The sequence below is a fragment of the Pantoea sp. USMM079 genome (genome assembly GCF_037153115.1).
Lineage (GTDB): Bacteria > Pseudomonadota > Gammaproteobacteria > Enterobacterales > Enterobacteriaceae > Pantoea > Pantoea communis.
Window position 1 is genome coordinate 37,748 of sequence record NZ_JBBCKX010000027.1, and the last position, 12,728, is coordinate 50,475.

Here is a 12,728-nt window from a genome sequence, read left to right on the forward strand (position 1 = left end):
ACGGGCACAGAAAGAGAGCGTCTTGTGCGATTATTCAGCCAATTAAGTTGGTATTTCCTGCGCGAGTGGCGGCGATATCTGGGTGCCGTCAGCTTGCTAATTGTGATTGCGCTATTGCAACTGCTGCCGCCGCATGTGGTCGGCGTGATTGTTGATGGCGTGACGCAACACACTTTAAGTAGCGGCAAAATTTTCATGTGGATCGGCGTGATGCTGGTGACGGCAGTCATCGTCTATCTGCTGCGCTATGTCTGGCGCGTGCTGCTGTTCGGTGCGTCCTACCAGCTCGCGGTTGAATTACGCGAAGATTTCTATCGCCAGCTGAGTCGCCAGCATCCGGCGTTCTACTTGCGCCATCGCACTGGTGATTTGATTGCACGCGCCACCAATGATGTCGATCGCGTGGTGTTTGCCGCCGGTGAGGGCGTCCTGACGCTAGTGGATTCGCTGGTGATGGGCTTAGTGGTGCTGGTGGTGATGAGCGTGCAAATCAGCTGGGAGCTGACGCTGCTGGCGCTGATCCCAATGCCGCTGATGGCGATTGCCATTCAGAAAGATGGTTCTCGTCTGCACCAGCGCTTCAAAGTGGCCCAGGCCGCGTTCTCCAGCCTGAACGACCAAACACAGGAGAGCCTCACCAGCATTCGGATGATCAAAGCCTTTGGCCTGGAGGATCATCAATCGCAACAGTTTGCTGACATTGCGCGCGACACCGGCAAGAAAAACCTGCATGTGGCGCGAGTTGATGCACGTTTTGATCCCATCATTTATATCGCCGTGGGTTTCTCTAACCTGCTGGCGATTGCGGGTGGTGGCTGGATGGTGTGGCACGGTAGTTTGACGCTGGGTCAGCTCACCAGCTTCGTGATGTATCTGGGACTGATGATTTGGCCGATGCTGGCGCTGGCGTGGATGATCAACATCGTTGAACGTGGGAGCGCGGCATGGAGCCGCATTCGCGCGCTGTTGGCGGAAGCGCCGGCGGTGGAGGATGGGCAGAAAGTCCTGCCCGCCGACGCTGGAGATTTACAGGTCGCCATTCGTGAATTCCATTATCCCGCCAACGCAGGCGCGGCGCTGAGCCATGTTAATTTTCAACTGAAACCGGGGCAAATGTTGGGGCTGTGCGGTCCAACCGGCTGTGGTAAAAGCACGCTGTTGAGTCTGATTCAACGTCATTTCGACATCGACCAGGGTGACATTCGCTACCATAACCTGCCGCTAACGCAGCTGCGACTTGATAGCTGGCGCAGTCGGCTGGCGGTGGTGAGCCAGACGCCATTTTTGTTCTCCGATACCGTGGCCAATAACCTGGCACTGGGGCGTCCGAATGCGTCTCAGGAAGAAATTGAGCGTGTGGCGCGCATGGCCTGTGTACACGATGATATTCTGCGTCTGCCGCAGGGCTATGACACCGAAGTGGGTGAGCGCGGTGTGATGCTTTCCGGCGGTCAAAAACAGCGTATAGCCATTGCCCGCGCGCTGTTGCTGAATGCGGAAATCCTGATCCTCGACGATGCACTATCCGCGGTGGACGGTCGCACAGAGCATGAAATCCTGCACAACCTGCGGCAGTGGGGCAAAGGCCGCACATTGATCATCAGTGCGCATCGTTTATCGGCGTTGACCGAGGCCAGTGAAATTCTGGTGCTGCAACAAGGTGCGGTGACTCAGCGCGGCGATCATGACAGCCTGCTAGCGAAAGAGGGATGGTATCGCGATATGTACCGCTATCAGCAACTCGAAGCGGCGCTGGATGAAGATGAAATCGCAGAGGAGGCGAATCATGGCTAAATCGCAACGTTTGTGGCCAACCCTGAAACGCCTGCTGTCATACGGTAAACCCTGGCGAAAATCGTTGTGGCTGGCGGTTGGCATGCTGTGGATCGCGGCGGCGGCAGAAGTCACCGGCCCGGTGCTGGTGAGCTACTTCATTGATAATTTGGTGGCGAAACACCAGATGCCCTGGGGCATCGCCATCGGGCTGCTGGTGTGCTTTATTTTGCTGCAACTGCTGGCTGCGGGTTTGCACTATTTCCAGGCGCTGCTGTTTAACCGCGCGGCGATTAGTGTGGTGCAGCAGTTACGCGTGGATGTGATGAACGCGGCACTGCGGCAGCCGCTTAGCGCCTTTGATACCCAGCCGGTGGGGCAGATTATCTCGCGCGTCACCAATGATACTGAAGTGATTAAAGATCTCTACGTCACGGTGGTAGCCACCGTGCTGCGCAGTGCGGCACTGATTGGCGCAATGCTGGTGGCGATGTTCTCGCTCGACTGGCGCATGGCGCTGGTGGCGATTGTCATCTTCCCGCTGGTACTCACGGTGATGCTGATTTATCAGCGTTACAGCACGCCGATTGCACGTCGTGTGCGTAGCTATCTGGCGGATATCAATAATGGTTTCAATGAAGTGATCAACGGCATGAGCGTGATCCAGCAGTTTCGCCAGCAGGCGCGCTTTGGTGAACGCATGGGCGAGGCCAGCCGCTCACACTATCTGGCGCGCATGGAAACTCTGCGACTGGACGGTTTCTTGTTGCGTCCGCTGTTGAGTCTGTTTTCGGCGATGATCCTCTGTGGCCTGCTGATGCTGTTCAGCTTTGCCACGCCCGGGGTGTTTGAGGTCGGCGTGCTTTACGCCTTTATTACCTACCTGGGACGACTGAACGAACCCTTGATTGAGCTCACCACGCAACAATCGATGCTGCAACAGGCGGTGGTTTCCGGCGAGCGTATCTTCGAACTGATGGATGCCACTCAACAGGGATACGGCACGGATAACCTGCCGTTGGCCTCAGGGCGTATTACCTTGCACGATGTCAGTTTTGCTTACCGCGACAATCGGGATGTACTGAGCCATATCAGCCTCGAAGTGCCGGCGCGCGGTTTTGTGGCGCTGGTGGGGCATACAGGCAGTGGCAAAAGTACGCTGGCGAATTTACTGATGGGATATTACCCGGTGACACGCGGTAGCATCGAGCTGGATGGTCGCCCCTTACCGCAGCTGACGCATGAAGCGTTGCGGCAAAGCGTCGCGATGGTGCAGCAGGATCCGGTGGTGCTGGCTGATACCTTGTTAGCCAACGTGCGGCTGGGACGCGATATCCCGGAAGAGCAGGTGTGGCAGGCACTGGAAAAAGTGCAGCTCGCCCCGCTGGCACGATCGATGTCAGAGGGCATTCATACGCGGCTAGGTGAACAAGGCAACAATTTGTCGGTCGGGCAAAAACAGTTGCTGGCGCTGGCGCGAGTGCTGGTTTCGCTGCCACAAATTTTGATTCTTGATGAAGCGACTGCCAACATCGATTCCGGCACCGAGCAGGCGATTCAGCATGCGCTGCGTGCACTACGCCAGCACAGCACGCTGGTGGTGATTGCACACCGTCTTTCTACCATCACCGAAGCGGATCAGATTCTGGTGTTGCACCGTGGTCAGGTTGCCGAGCGGGGTACGCATGCACAGTTGCTGGCTCAACAGGGGCGTTACTGGCAGATGTATCAGCTACAGCAGGCGGGTGATGAACTCGCGGCGAGCATACCCGCGCAAGCAGAAGGGTGAATTGCACCTTTTTTGCGCAAATTTATCGGATTGTTCTGTATTGATGCACTCCTTTGAGGCTTAAAGCACCAAAGGGGTGCAATATTGCAACACCTTTCTTTTGTCCTGTTTCCAAACTGAGCCACCCATCACATAACGAAGCGCGATATAGCGCGTCCAGACCACTGACTGCTCACCTTTTTTCATTTATGGCACAGCGTTTGCTTATATCTCCTCGTGTCCGCGAGACTCACTCAATTTATTATCTGGAGGGGAACGTATGAAGCTGGTTACCGTGGTAATCAAACCATTTAAGCTGGAGGACGTGCGTGAAGCTTTATCCTCCATTGGCATTCAGGGACTGACTGTTACCGAAGTGAAGGGGTTTGGTCGCCAGAAAGGTCACGCAGAGCTTTATCGCGGTGCCGAGTACAGCGTGAACTTCCTGCCAAAAGTTAAAATTGATATCGCGATTGCGGACGATCAACTCGATGAAGTGGTGGATGTCATCAGCAAAGCCGCTTACACCGGCAAAATTGGCGACGGCAAAATCTTCGTCGCAGAACTGCAGCGCGTTATTCGTATTCGTACCGGCGAGACCGACGAAGCAGCACTGTAACTGGGGCTCTGAATTGTGATGGGATGGAAAGAAATGAATAAAATGATGACTAAGTTGGGCCTCACCAGCCTGGCACTGTTACCGTCTCTGGCCATGGCGGCAGCACCTGCCGTTGCGGACAAAGCGGATAACGCCTTTATGATGATCTGTACCGCTCTGGTACTGTTTATGACGATTCCGGGCATCGCCCTGTTTTACGGCGGTTTGATTCGCGGTAAAAACGTCCTGTCGATGCTGACCCAGGTTGCCGTGACCTTCGCATTAGTCTGCGTGCTGTGGGTGATTTACGGTTATTCACTGGCCTTCAGCGAGGGCAACGCCTTCTTCGGTAACTTCCAGTGGGCGATGCTGAAAAATATCGAGCTGAAAGCGGTGATGGGCAGCTTCTATCAGTATATTCACGTCGCGTTCCAGGCTTCCTTCGCCTGTATCACCGTGGGCCTGATTGTGGGCGCGATTGCTGAACGTATTCGCTTCTCAGCAGTACTGATTTTTGTGGTGGTCTGGTTGACGCTCTCTTATCTGCCAATCGCACACATGGTGTGGGCTGGCGGTCTGCTGGCGCAAGACGGCGCGCTGGACTTCGCAGGCGGTACGGTAGTTCACATCAACGCCGCTGTTGCAGGCCTGGTGGGTGCTTATCTGGTTGGCAAACGTGCTGGCTTCGGTAAAGAAGCGTTCAAACCGCATAACCTGCCAATGGTCTTCACCGGTACTGCGATTCTGTATGTAGGCTGGTTCGGTTTCAACGCCGGTTCTGCTTCTTCAGCTAACGAAATCGCAGCATTGGCCTTCCTGAATACTGTTGTGGCGACTGCAGGTGCGGTGCTGTCATGGGTGTTCGGTGAGTGGGCAATGCGTGGCAAACCTTCTCTGCTCGGTGCGTGTTCTGGCTTTATCGCCGGTTTGGTTGCTATCACCCCGGCTTGTGGTTATGTCGGTGTCGGCGGCGCGCTGATTATCGGTCTGGCCGGTGGCCTGGCAGGTATCTGGGGTGTGACCACCCTGAAGAAATGGCTGCGTGTGGATGACCCGTGTGATGTGTTCGGTGTGCACGGCGTGTGCGGTATCCTGGGTTGTATTCTGACCGGTGTGTTCGCCTCCTCTTCACTAGGCGGCGTGGGCTACGCAGAAGGCGTGACCATGGGCCATCAGGTTTGGGTTCAGCTGTTCAGCTGCGGCGTGACCATTGTCTGGTCAGGTGTTGTCGCCTTCATCGGCTTCAAACTGGCGGATATGATCGTTGGCCTGCGTGTTCCAGAAGATCAGGAACGTGAAGGTCTGGATGTGAACAGCCACGGCGAGAACGCTTACAACCAGTAAGAAATGCGCGGTAGAAGAGCAGTGCGCTAAAATTATAAAAAGACGAGGGGGCGATAATATCGCCCCTTTTTTTATGCGTCGCGTTGGCGCATGACGCCTTCCTGAACGGTGGTTGCGACCAGTGTCCCATCCTGCGTGTAGAACTCCCCACGTACAAACCCACGTGCACCTGAAGCTGAGGTGCTCACCACGCTGTATAGCAACCACTCTGAGAGGTCGAACGGGCGGTGGAACCACATGGAGTGGTCAATCGTCGCCACCTGCATGTCAGGCTCTAAAAATCCTTTACCGTGCGGCTGTAGTGCCACAGGCAGGAAGTTGAGATCCGAGGCGTAACCCAGCAGGTATTGATGAATGCGGCGATCGTCCGGCAGCTTGCCGTTGGCACGAATCCACACCTGGCGCATCGGCTCATCAACACGGCCCTTGAGCGGGTTATGGATTTGCACCGGCCGGATATCCAGTGGACGTTCAGCAAGAAACTTTTCTTTGAGTTTGAGCGGCAAATGGGCCGCCAGTTTTTGCGCCAGATCCTGCTCCGAGGGGAGGTTATCCGGCCCCGGTACTTGAGGCATGGTGTTCTGGTGCTCAAATCCGCTTTCGGGTGCCTGGAATGAGGCTGTCATGTAGAAAATGGGGTGACCATTTTGCACCGCGCTGACACGACGCGCGCTGAAGCTTTTGCCATCGCGCAGGGTTTCGACATCGTAAATGATGGCTTTTTCGCTATCACCAGGACGCAGGAAGTAGCTGTGGAACGAGTGGATGATGCGCTCTTCCGGCACGGTTTGTTTTGCTGCGTATAACGCCTGACCGACGACCTGGCCGCCAAACACTTGGCGCAGGCCGAGATCTTCACTTTGGCCGCGAAACAGGCCTTCTTCGAGTTTTTCGAGATCGAGTAAATTAAGCAGGTTTTGCAGTGCCTGGCTCATAGCAGATTCCTCTGGGGGGCAATCGCGTCAGTGTGAAAGATCCGACCAGTTTCCGTCAATGATTTTGCCGTGATTTCAGCGAGCTGGCAGTGCTTTTGGGCGCAATCCGGTTTTTTGTGCCAGAATTAAGGGCATTCGGCGGTTGAAAAGCTACCCAACAATTTGTCCGCCGACAATCATAGTGTTCATAAGGAGACGACATCGATGAAACTCTGGCATGTTATTAGCGGTGTGACGCTGGCGGCAGCATTGGCTGGCTGTGCCGATCACAGTAAGCCGGTAGCCACCCCAACGCTGGGCTCCGCCGTTGCGGGGCAGCAGGCTGCGATTACGCAGCCTAATGTTAGTGGTTCGGTGTACATTCGTCAGCGCATTGCGTTGCCGCCGGATGCGGTGCTGACCGTTACGCTGTCCGACGCTTCACTGGCCGATGCACCATCGAAAGTGCTGGCGCAGCATGTGGTGCGCACTGAAGGGAAACAGGCGCCGTTCCAGTTTGTGCTGCCGTTTAACCCGGCCGATATTCAGCCGAATGCGCGGATTCTGTTGAGTGCGGCTATCGCTATTGATGGCAAACTGGCGTTCATTACCGATACTGTGAAGCCGGTGATTAATCAGGGCGGTACGAAAGCGGAACTGCTGTTGGTGCCTGTGACCAATATGGCGATGCAGACCTCGCCGGGCGCGGCGACCACAGTGCCGTCAACGTCGCCAACGCAGGTGGTGCCTTCTGCTTCGGTGCCTGCGCCGACAAGTATGTGAAAATCACTCGGTGCTAGTCTGGGCGCACTGCCTGGGAAGCATGTAAAAAACTGGGACGGGGGAGTGTACGGGTAGGCAACACTGTTGCGTAAAGTCGCTGTCTCGTCCCTGATCGCTCGGCACACGCCATCCCTGGCGTGTGACGCTTTACTCCACAGTGTTGCCTACCCGCACCTCAGCGTGGGTGCGAATTTGTGGAATGACATCGGCGGATTGTTCCAGATTGCTCGTCACTTTCATCTTTGCCGGGGATGTTTTACTTCACAGTGTTGACTGCCCGTACCTCAGCATGGGCGCGAATTTGTGGAGTGGCATCGGCGGATTGTACAAGATTGCTCGTTACTTTCATCTTTGGCGGGGAAGCTTTGCTGCACAGTGTTGCCCGCCCGTACTTCAGCATGGCTGCGCTTAGTACTCCCAGCGATACTTCTCTAATTCAATCTCACCGGCATCACTGACTTCGATGCCTTCGGCTTCCAGCGCATCGCGCTGGCGGAAGAGATCATCGCCCTGCAGAGAAATGCGGCCATGGCGATTGATGACGCGGAACCACGGTAATTTGCTGCCCTCGGGTAAGCGACGTAATACGCCGCCGACTTGTCGGGCTGCGCGCGGTGAACCGGCAAGAAGGGCGATATCGCCGTAGGTGGTGACTTTGCCTCTGGGGATCGCGGCAATGATTTGCCAGACGCGCTCGGAGAAATTGCTTGTGTCATTCATACACGCACCGGATTCAGCGAATAAATGGCGACTTTAACATGCCGGGAGGGCGAGAATCAGGGTTTTACTGGCAAGCTGTTCAAGAAAACAACGGTCACCCGGCCTGCGCTTGCAATTGCCAGGGGGTTACTTGATAATGCCTGCGCTTTCGAAAGAGAGCTCGTCAATGGGGGCCCTGTTGGTTCTCCCGCAACGCTAACTTGTGAACTCGGTCAGGTCCGGAAGGAAGCAGCCGCAGCAGGCGACGCGTGTGCCGGGATGTAGCTGGCAGGGCCTCCACCATTTCTACTCCCCGAAAAAATCCTCAAGAAATCAGTACACAGCGAAACGCTGGCACTCCTTTGCCTGTGAATCATTCCCTGAAGGGAAAAGATGGCGTAACGAACAGCGGGTAAAAATAGTTAGCGGACGAACTTCCAGACAGAAACCGGTACTTTGTCGTAAAGCTTATTCATCGTCAGTTCAGCGAGACGATGATCGGCTGCAGAATAAAATACCGCGAGTTCGTTGTCAGATAATTCGTACTTGTTTTTTTCAATCACCCGTTCAAGGGTGTCAATTGAGCGACAACGACGCAGTCGCATCAAATAGTCTGTTTTGGTTAAGGCTTGGTTGCTCATAAATAAACCGGTCTCACTCTGATGCTAAAAGGAATGGCTGGGTTGTTGGAGAAAAGCGCACTCTTCGGCAAACAGATTAAATAAGCGTCTTGCTGAACGTTGCCACCGTTGAAGATCCTGAGTATTGATTCCATAACTGCTAAACAGCATAAAGGTATCGTCAAGATATTCATCGATTTGCGTAATCAGCGCTTCATCTTCAACGTGCTTAATTTTGTAATTCATCGTGAAAGACGCGATATGCTCAATCAAATCGTTGAGCTGTAAATTGCTTTCCGCAGTAGGGTCATTCACCCAGCCGTGATGGCTGTCAGTCAGTGTCGCCATACTTTCGTCAAACAGGTTCTCACACAGGAATTTAAGCTGGGCAATATCATGCCGTTTTGGTGAGTATTCGTCCATCTTTTTCCCCTCCAGAGCTTGCACAGTGACCGCAGCGCGGCGAGATTTGGAAAAGCTATCAGGAAGCGATCACGAATATTAAGAATTCAGCGACTCTTTAAATATAATCCACATTCATTAGCTTTGCTCACCTCGATTACCAAATATTACAATTCGTCAGCTGGCGAGGGGCGGGTATTGTCTATCACTGAAAACACCAGTGCGCCCGGTACTATCTGGAACAAAACCTCTTCATGCTGGGTAGATGTTTCATTTAAATCCAGGCAAGGATTAAATAAATCCCACTTAAAATCGTAAAGCATTTTAAATCGATTGTTATCGTGCGGTTGAATGGAAATAATCTTAAAACTGTCGGGAACTAATTGCGCGTTCTGAGAATACCACTGTAAATCACCTGCCAGGGCTTCGGCTATTTTGAGAATATTCCCCTGGATAATAGCCTGCAACTTCTCGCAATCGTCCTCATCCACAGCAATATCACAATGAATAATAGACTGCATTTCGCTTCCGGTAAAAAAGGAGGATGAATCTATCATTGGGGTTCTGGCCAAATATTGCAAGTTAACTCTGTGCAGAATACGTAATCGTTGCGATGGGATTTATCGCTCAATCGATTCAGATCCAGTGATAGCCACAGAGTAAGCGCCAAATGGTTAACTTTTGAAACACTTTCTTTCGGGTATCGCGCGGGGAAAATCAGGTAGTATAATTGTTATGTTATAACGTTTTTTTGGTCTCCCTCCATGAATCACAGTGGTTTACTCCTTTCACTTAGCGGCCGCCTGCTGGTCGCGCTGCTGCTTATCGCGTTCCTGGCACTGGCTATCTATTGGGGAATGCAGAAATGATGCATTTCAACCGCTTGCAGGGCGGCTATCAGGGACAAGCGGTGACGCCGATAGTTACCGGAGAACTGGCGGCAGGCAGCATGACGGCATTAATCGGCGCGAACGGCACCGGAAAATCCACGCTACTGAAAACCATCGCCGGTCTGTTGCCGCCGATTGCAGGGACTTGCGAATTAAAGATTTCGCCTAAGGCGCTTGGCTGGTTGCCGCAGCGTAGTGAGTTAGAAACCCGTTTCCCGCTTACCGTTTATGAGCTGGTTGCGATGGGATGCTGGCCGCGCTGCGGCTGGTTTGGTGGCATCAATCGTGCGATGCGACAGGAGATCGATGCCGCACTGGATGCCGTGCAGATGCGTGATTTCGCCGATGCGCAGCCTTCAATGCTTTCCGGCGGTCAGTTGCAACGGGTGCTGTTTGCGCGCCTGATGCTGCAGCAAAGTAAAGTCTGGCTGCTGGATGAACCCTTTAATGGCATCGATACGCAAACCGTCACGCTGTTGATGTCAATCCTCGAGCAGCAGCAGCAGGCGGGCACCACCTTATTAGTAGTGTTGCACGATCGACCACTGGTCGCGCGTTACTTTAAAGATGTGTTGTCACTTGATGATGCTGACTCCGCTCAAACTCCACTGCTGCGCAGGGTGGCTTCGTGACATTGATTCAACCGTTTATCGAATTTGGTTTTATGCGCCGTGCATTAGTGGCTTGTGTGGCATTAGCGCTGAGCGCCACGCCGCTGGGTGTATTCCTTTCACTGCGTCGTATGAGTCTGGTGGGCGATGCGCTCTCCCACGCGGTGCTGCCTGGCGCGGCGATTGGCTATCTGGTTTCCGGCTTATCGCTGGTGGCGATGGGCATCGGCGGGCTGATTGCGGGGTTAGCCGTTGCGCTGCTTTCTGGTGCCGTCAGTCGATACACCCCCTTAAAAGAGGACGCCAGTTTCTCTGGCTTTTATCTCGGCTCGCTGGCGCTGGGCGTGACGCTGGTGTCATTGCGTGGATCGAGCGTCGATCTGCTGCACGTGCTGTTCGGTTCACTGCTGGCCGTCGATAACGCGGCCATCCTGCTGGTGGGCGGCATCGCGGCTTTCACTTTGCTGATGCTGGCAGTGATTTTCCGTCCGCTGGTGATCGATGCGTTCGACCCGGATTTTCTGCGTGCGCAAGGCAAGTGGAGCGCGCCGATCGTCCACGGCATCTTCCTGATGTTGGTCGTGCTGAATCTGGTTGCGGGTTTTCAGGTGCTCGGCACGTTGATGTCGGTGGGATTGATGATGTTACCGGCGACCAGCGCGCGTTTCTGGAGTCGCCATCTCGCCTGCATGCTCGGCATCGCCATGCTGCTGGCGATGATCGCCGCGCTGGTAGGTTTAATTCTTTCCTGGCACTTCTCACTGCCCGCTGGACCGGCGGTGGTGCTGAGTGCGGCCGTACTGTTTTTGCTTTCTGTTTTAACAGGACCGTGTGGCGGCCTGCTGCGCCGTCGATAACTATACAATTAGGGGATACGAATGAAGAAGTTACCGTTGAGTCTGGCGATTGGCGCCATGTTGATTAGCCCACTGACCATGGCGAAAACCGTGGATGTGGTAGCGAGTTTCACCGTGCTGGCGGATATCGTTAAGCAGGTGGGCGGCGATCACGTTAACGTGAAGTCGCTGGTGCAGCCTAACGGCGATCCTCATACCTTCGAACCGACACCGCAGGACAGTGAGTCGCTGGCTAAAGCCAATGTGGTGTTTGTCAGTGGCTTAGGTCTTGAAGGCTGGATGGATCGTTTAATCAGCGCATCGGGTTACAAAGGCACGATTGTGGTGGCATCTAACGGCATCAACACCCGTAAAATGGTGGATGACGGGAAAACCATTACGGATCCACATGCATGGAACAGCATGCAAAATGGTGTGATCTATGCCACCAACGTAATGAACGCGCTGATTAAGGCCGACCCGGAAGATGCGGCGGATATTCGTAAAAGTGGTGAAAGCTATATTCAGCAACTGCAGAAACTGGATAGCTGGGCGAAAACAGAATTCGCTTCAGTGCCGAAGAGCAAACGTAAAGTGCTGACCAGCCATGATGCCTTTGGTTACTTTGGTCAGCGTTATGGTGTGAGTTTCCTCGCACCGGTGGGTTTCTCTACTGAAGCCGAAGCCAGCGCCAGCGATGTGGCATCGATTATCAAGCAGCTGAAGGCTGAGCACATCAAGACTTACTTCATGGAGAATCAGACCGATCCGCGTTTGGTGAAACAGATTGCCAGCGCAACCGGCGCACAGCCAGGTGGTGAACTCTATCCTGAAGCGTTGTCCGAGGCGAACGGTCCTGCTGCGACCTATGTTGCTGCCTTCAAGCACAACGTCGATATCATGTTGCAGAGCATGAAGTAAAAAAAGGCCGGGGAGCATCCCGGCCAATTATCACGACACTTTCCTACCTTTTCTTTTTTCTTCCCTGAACCGCCTTAAAGCGCGGATTTGTTTTGCAGATCACGTAAATGCGACCTTTACGACGCACGACTTTGCAATCCTTGTGACGGGTCTTGGCAGACCGTAATGAACTTAAAACCTGCATGCGTTAACTCCTGATTAATTGCCGCGCGTCAGGAAGCTGCCGAAACGCTTGTTAAAGCGTGCGGCGCTGCCTTCTTTGGTGAGATCTTTTTGCTTGCCGGTGTAGTGGACGTGGGATTTAGACGAGACATCCAGCGTCACGTACGGCAGCACTTCACCTTCGAACTCAATGGTGCGTTCGGTTTTAATGGTGGAACCGATTTTGAAATACTCATCGACAGAGGTGTCGTGGAACACCACGGGACGGTAATGAGGATGGATATTGGCTTTCATAACTGCACTCTCATGTAATGTTATAATATAACAATAGTATGAACCTGCAGAGAATTGATTGCAACCGCGATCGCAGTAAGGGTATTGAACGGTCGGGTGGAAGGCGGTGTTCA

General features: G+C 53.8%; 15 protein-coding genes and 1 other RNA gene. 9 read left to right on the top strand and 7 right to left on the bottom strand.

Annotated elements, in window-relative coordinates; genetic code table 11:
• The first annotated feature begins 24 nt into the window (after positions 1-24).
• From WFP70_RS23175 to amtB, 4 genes are all read left to right on the top strand, one after another.
• Complete coding sequence (locus tag WFP70_RS23175) at positions 25-1,794, top strand: SmdA family multidrug ABC transporter permease/ATP-binding protein (RefSeq protein WP_058962379.1); 1,770 nt, start codon at positions 25-27, stop codon at positions 1,792-1,794.
• On the top strand, positions 1,787-3,562 hold the full coding sequence (locus tag WFP70_RS23180) for a SmdB family multidrug efflux ABC transporter permease/ATP-binding protein (RefSeq protein ID WP_337024550.1): 1,776 nt from the start codon (positions 1,787-1,789) through the stop codon (positions 3,560-3,562). Before WFP70_RS23175 ends, WFP70_RS23180 begins: the two co-directional genes overlap by 8 nt.
• Before the next feature lie 259 nt (positions 3,563-3,821).
• Positions 3,822-4,160, top strand: coding sequence for a P-II family nitrogen regulator (glnK, locus tag WFP70_RS23185; RefSeq protein ID WP_007886947.1), 339 nt, complete (start codon positions 3,822-3,824; stop codon positions 4,158-4,160).
• 33 nt (positions 4,161-4,193) lie between these two features.
• Positions 4,194-5,483 carry an ammonium transporter AmtB gene (amtB, locus tag WFP70_RS23190; protein WP_038648536.1) on the top strand — a complete coding sequence of 430 codons (1,290 nt, stop codon included), beginning with the start codon at positions 4,194-4,196 and terminating at the stop codon, positions 5,481-5,483.
• 71 nt (positions 5,484-5,554) lie between these two features.
• Here amtB and tesB read toward each other — a convergent pair whose 3' ends face one another.
• Complete coding sequence (gene tesB, locus WFP70_RS23195; protein ID WP_034828133.1) at positions 5,555-6,418, bottom strand: acyl-CoA thioesterase II; 864 nt, start codon at positions 6,416-6,418, stop codon at positions 5,555-5,557.
• Positions 6,419-6,622: 204 nt separating this feature from the next.
• Between tesB and WFP70_RS23200 the strand changes: the two genes are divergently transcribed.
• Complete coding sequence (locus tag WFP70_RS23200; protein WP_160867925.1) at positions 6,623-7,180, top strand: YbaY family lipoprotein; 558 nt, start codon at positions 6,623-6,625, stop codon at positions 7,178-7,180.
• A 408-nt stretch (positions 7,181-7,588) separates the two neighbouring features.
• On the opposite strand, the gene WFP70_RS23205 is transcribed toward WFP70_RS23200, so the two are convergent.
• Positions 7,589-7,900, bottom strand: a complete 312-nt coding sequence (locus tag WFP70_RS23205) for an MGMT family protein (RefSeq protein ID WP_097117484.1) — start codon at positions 7,898-7,900, stop codon at positions 7,589-7,591.
• 176 nt (positions 7,901-8,076) lie between these two features.
• On the opposite strand from WFP70_RS23205, the gene ffs reads away from it, so the two are divergent.
• Positions 8,077-8,173, top strand: an RNA gene (gene ffs, locus WFP70_RS23210) — signal recognition particle sRNA small type.
• 128 nt (positions 8,174-8,301) lie between these two features.
• On the opposite strand, the gene WFP70_RS23215 is transcribed toward ffs, so the two are convergent.
• The 3 genes from WFP70_RS23215 to WFP70_RS23225 form a co-directional block, all read right to left on the bottom strand.
• Entirely contained in the window at positions 8,302-8,520 is a 219-nt protein-coding gene (locus WFP70_RS23215) for an HHA domain-containing protein (RefSeq protein WP_034828137.1), read from the bottom strand.
• A gap of 24 nt (positions 8,521-8,544) precedes the next feature.
• The gene (gene tomB / locus WFP70_RS23220) at positions 8,545-8,922 is read right to left on the bottom strand and encodes an Hha toxicity modulator TomB (RefSeq protein WP_034828139.1); all 378 of its coding nucleotides are present in this window, start codon (positions 8,920-8,922) and stop codon (positions 8,545-8,547) included.
• Between the two features lie 146 nt (positions 8,923-9,068).
• Positions 9,069-9,422, bottom strand: coding sequence for a hypothetical protein (locus WFP70_RS23225; protein ID WP_034828141.1), 354 nt, complete (start codon positions 9,420-9,422; stop codon positions 9,069-9,071).
• A 344-nt stretch (positions 9,423-9,766) separates the two neighbouring features.
• On the opposite strand from WFP70_RS23225, the gene WFP70_RS23230 reads away from it, so the two are divergent.
• The 3 genes from WFP70_RS23230 to WFP70_RS23240 are packed head-to-tail and all read left to right on the top strand — an operon-like array spanning position 9,767 to position 12,159.
• Positions 9,767-10,423 carry a metal ABC transporter ATP-binding protein gene (locus WFP70_RS23230; RefSeq protein ID WP_034828143.1) on the top strand — a complete coding sequence of 219 codons (657 nt, stop codon included), beginning with the start codon at positions 9,767-9,769 and terminating at the stop codon, positions 10,421-10,423.
• Positions 10,420-11,259, top strand: coding sequence for a metal ABC transporter permease (locus WFP70_RS23235; protein ID WP_045816335.1), 840 nt, complete (start codon positions 10,420-10,422; stop codon positions 11,257-11,259). The genes WFP70_RS23230 and WFP70_RS23235 overlap by 4 nt, the downstream gene beginning before the upstream one ends.
• Positions 11,260-11,280: 21 nt before the next feature.
• The gene (locus tag WFP70_RS23240) at positions 11,281-12,159 is read left to right on the top strand and encodes a metal ABC transporter substrate-binding protein (RefSeq protein WP_337024551.1); all 879 of its coding nucleotides are present in this window, start codon (positions 11,281-11,283) and stop codon (positions 12,157-12,159) included.
• Between the two features lie 43 nt (positions 12,160-12,202).
• Here WFP70_RS23240 and ykgO read toward each other — a convergent pair whose 3' ends face one another.
• Together ykgO and WFP70_RS23250 are read right to left on the bottom strand one after the other, a co-directional pair.
• Positions 12,203-12,343 (bottom strand): type B 50S ribosomal protein L36, encoded by a 141-nt coding sequence (gene ykgO / locus WFP70_RS23245; protein WP_008103894.1) that lies wholly within the window; start codon positions 12,341-12,343, stop codon positions 12,203-12,205.
• 14 nt (positions 12,344-12,357) lie between these two features.
• Positions 12,358-12,615, bottom strand: a complete 258-nt coding sequence (locus tag WFP70_RS23250; protein ID WP_034828149.1) for a type B 50S ribosomal protein L31 — start codon at positions 12,613-12,615, stop codon at positions 12,358-12,360.
• Positions 12,616-12,728: the final 113 nt, after the last annotated feature.

Coding starts and splice junctions, on each gene's coding strand:
- WFP70_RS23215 (WP_034828137.1), bottom strand. CDS start 8,520: ATGAGCAACCAAGCCTTAACCAAAACAGACTATTTGATGCGACTGCGT.
- WFP70_RS23205 (WP_097117484.1), bottom strand. CDS start 7,900: ATGAATGACACAAGCAATTTCTCCGAGCGCGTCTGGCAAATCATTGCC.
- WFP70_RS23240 (WP_337024551.1), top strand. CDS start 11,281: ATGAAGAAGTTACCGTTGAGTCTGGCGATTGGCGCCATGTTGATTAGC.
- ykgO (WP_008103894.1), bottom strand. CDS start 12,343: ATGCAGGTTTTAAGTTCATTACGGTCTGCCAAGACCCGTCACAAGGAT.
- amtB (WP_038648536.1), top strand. CDS start 4,194: ATGAATAAAATGATGACTAAGTTGGGCCTCACCAGCCTGGCACTGTTA.
- glnK (WP_007886947.1), top strand. CDS start 3,822: ATGAAGCTGGTTACCGTGGTAATCAAACCATTTAAGCTGGAGGACGTG.
- WFP70_RS23230 (WP_034828143.1), top strand. CDS start 9,767: ATGATGCATTTCAACCGCTTGCAGGGCGGCTATCAGGGACAAGCGGTG.
- tomB (WP_034828139.1), bottom strand. CDS start 8,922: ATGGACGAATACTCACCAAAACGGCATGATATTGCCCAGCTTAAATTC.
- WFP70_RS23200 (WP_160867925.1), top strand. CDS start 6,623: ATGAAACTCTGGCATGTTATTAGCGGTGTGACGCTGGCGGCAGCATTG.
- tesB (WP_034828133.1), bottom strand. CDS start 6,418: ATGAGCCAGGCACTGCAAAACCTGCTTAATTTACTCGATCTCGAAAAA.
- WFP70_RS23250 (WP_034828149.1), bottom strand. CDS start 12,615: ATGAAAGCCAATATCCATCCTCATTACCGTCCCGTGGTGTTCCACGAC.
- WFP70_RS23180 (WP_337024550.1), top strand. CDS start 1,787: ATGGCTAAATCGCAACGTTTGTGGCCAACCCTGAAACGCCTGCTGTCA.
- WFP70_RS23225 (WP_034828141.1), bottom strand. CDS start 9,422: ATGCAGTCTATTATTCATTGTGATATTGCTGTGGATGAGGACGATTGC.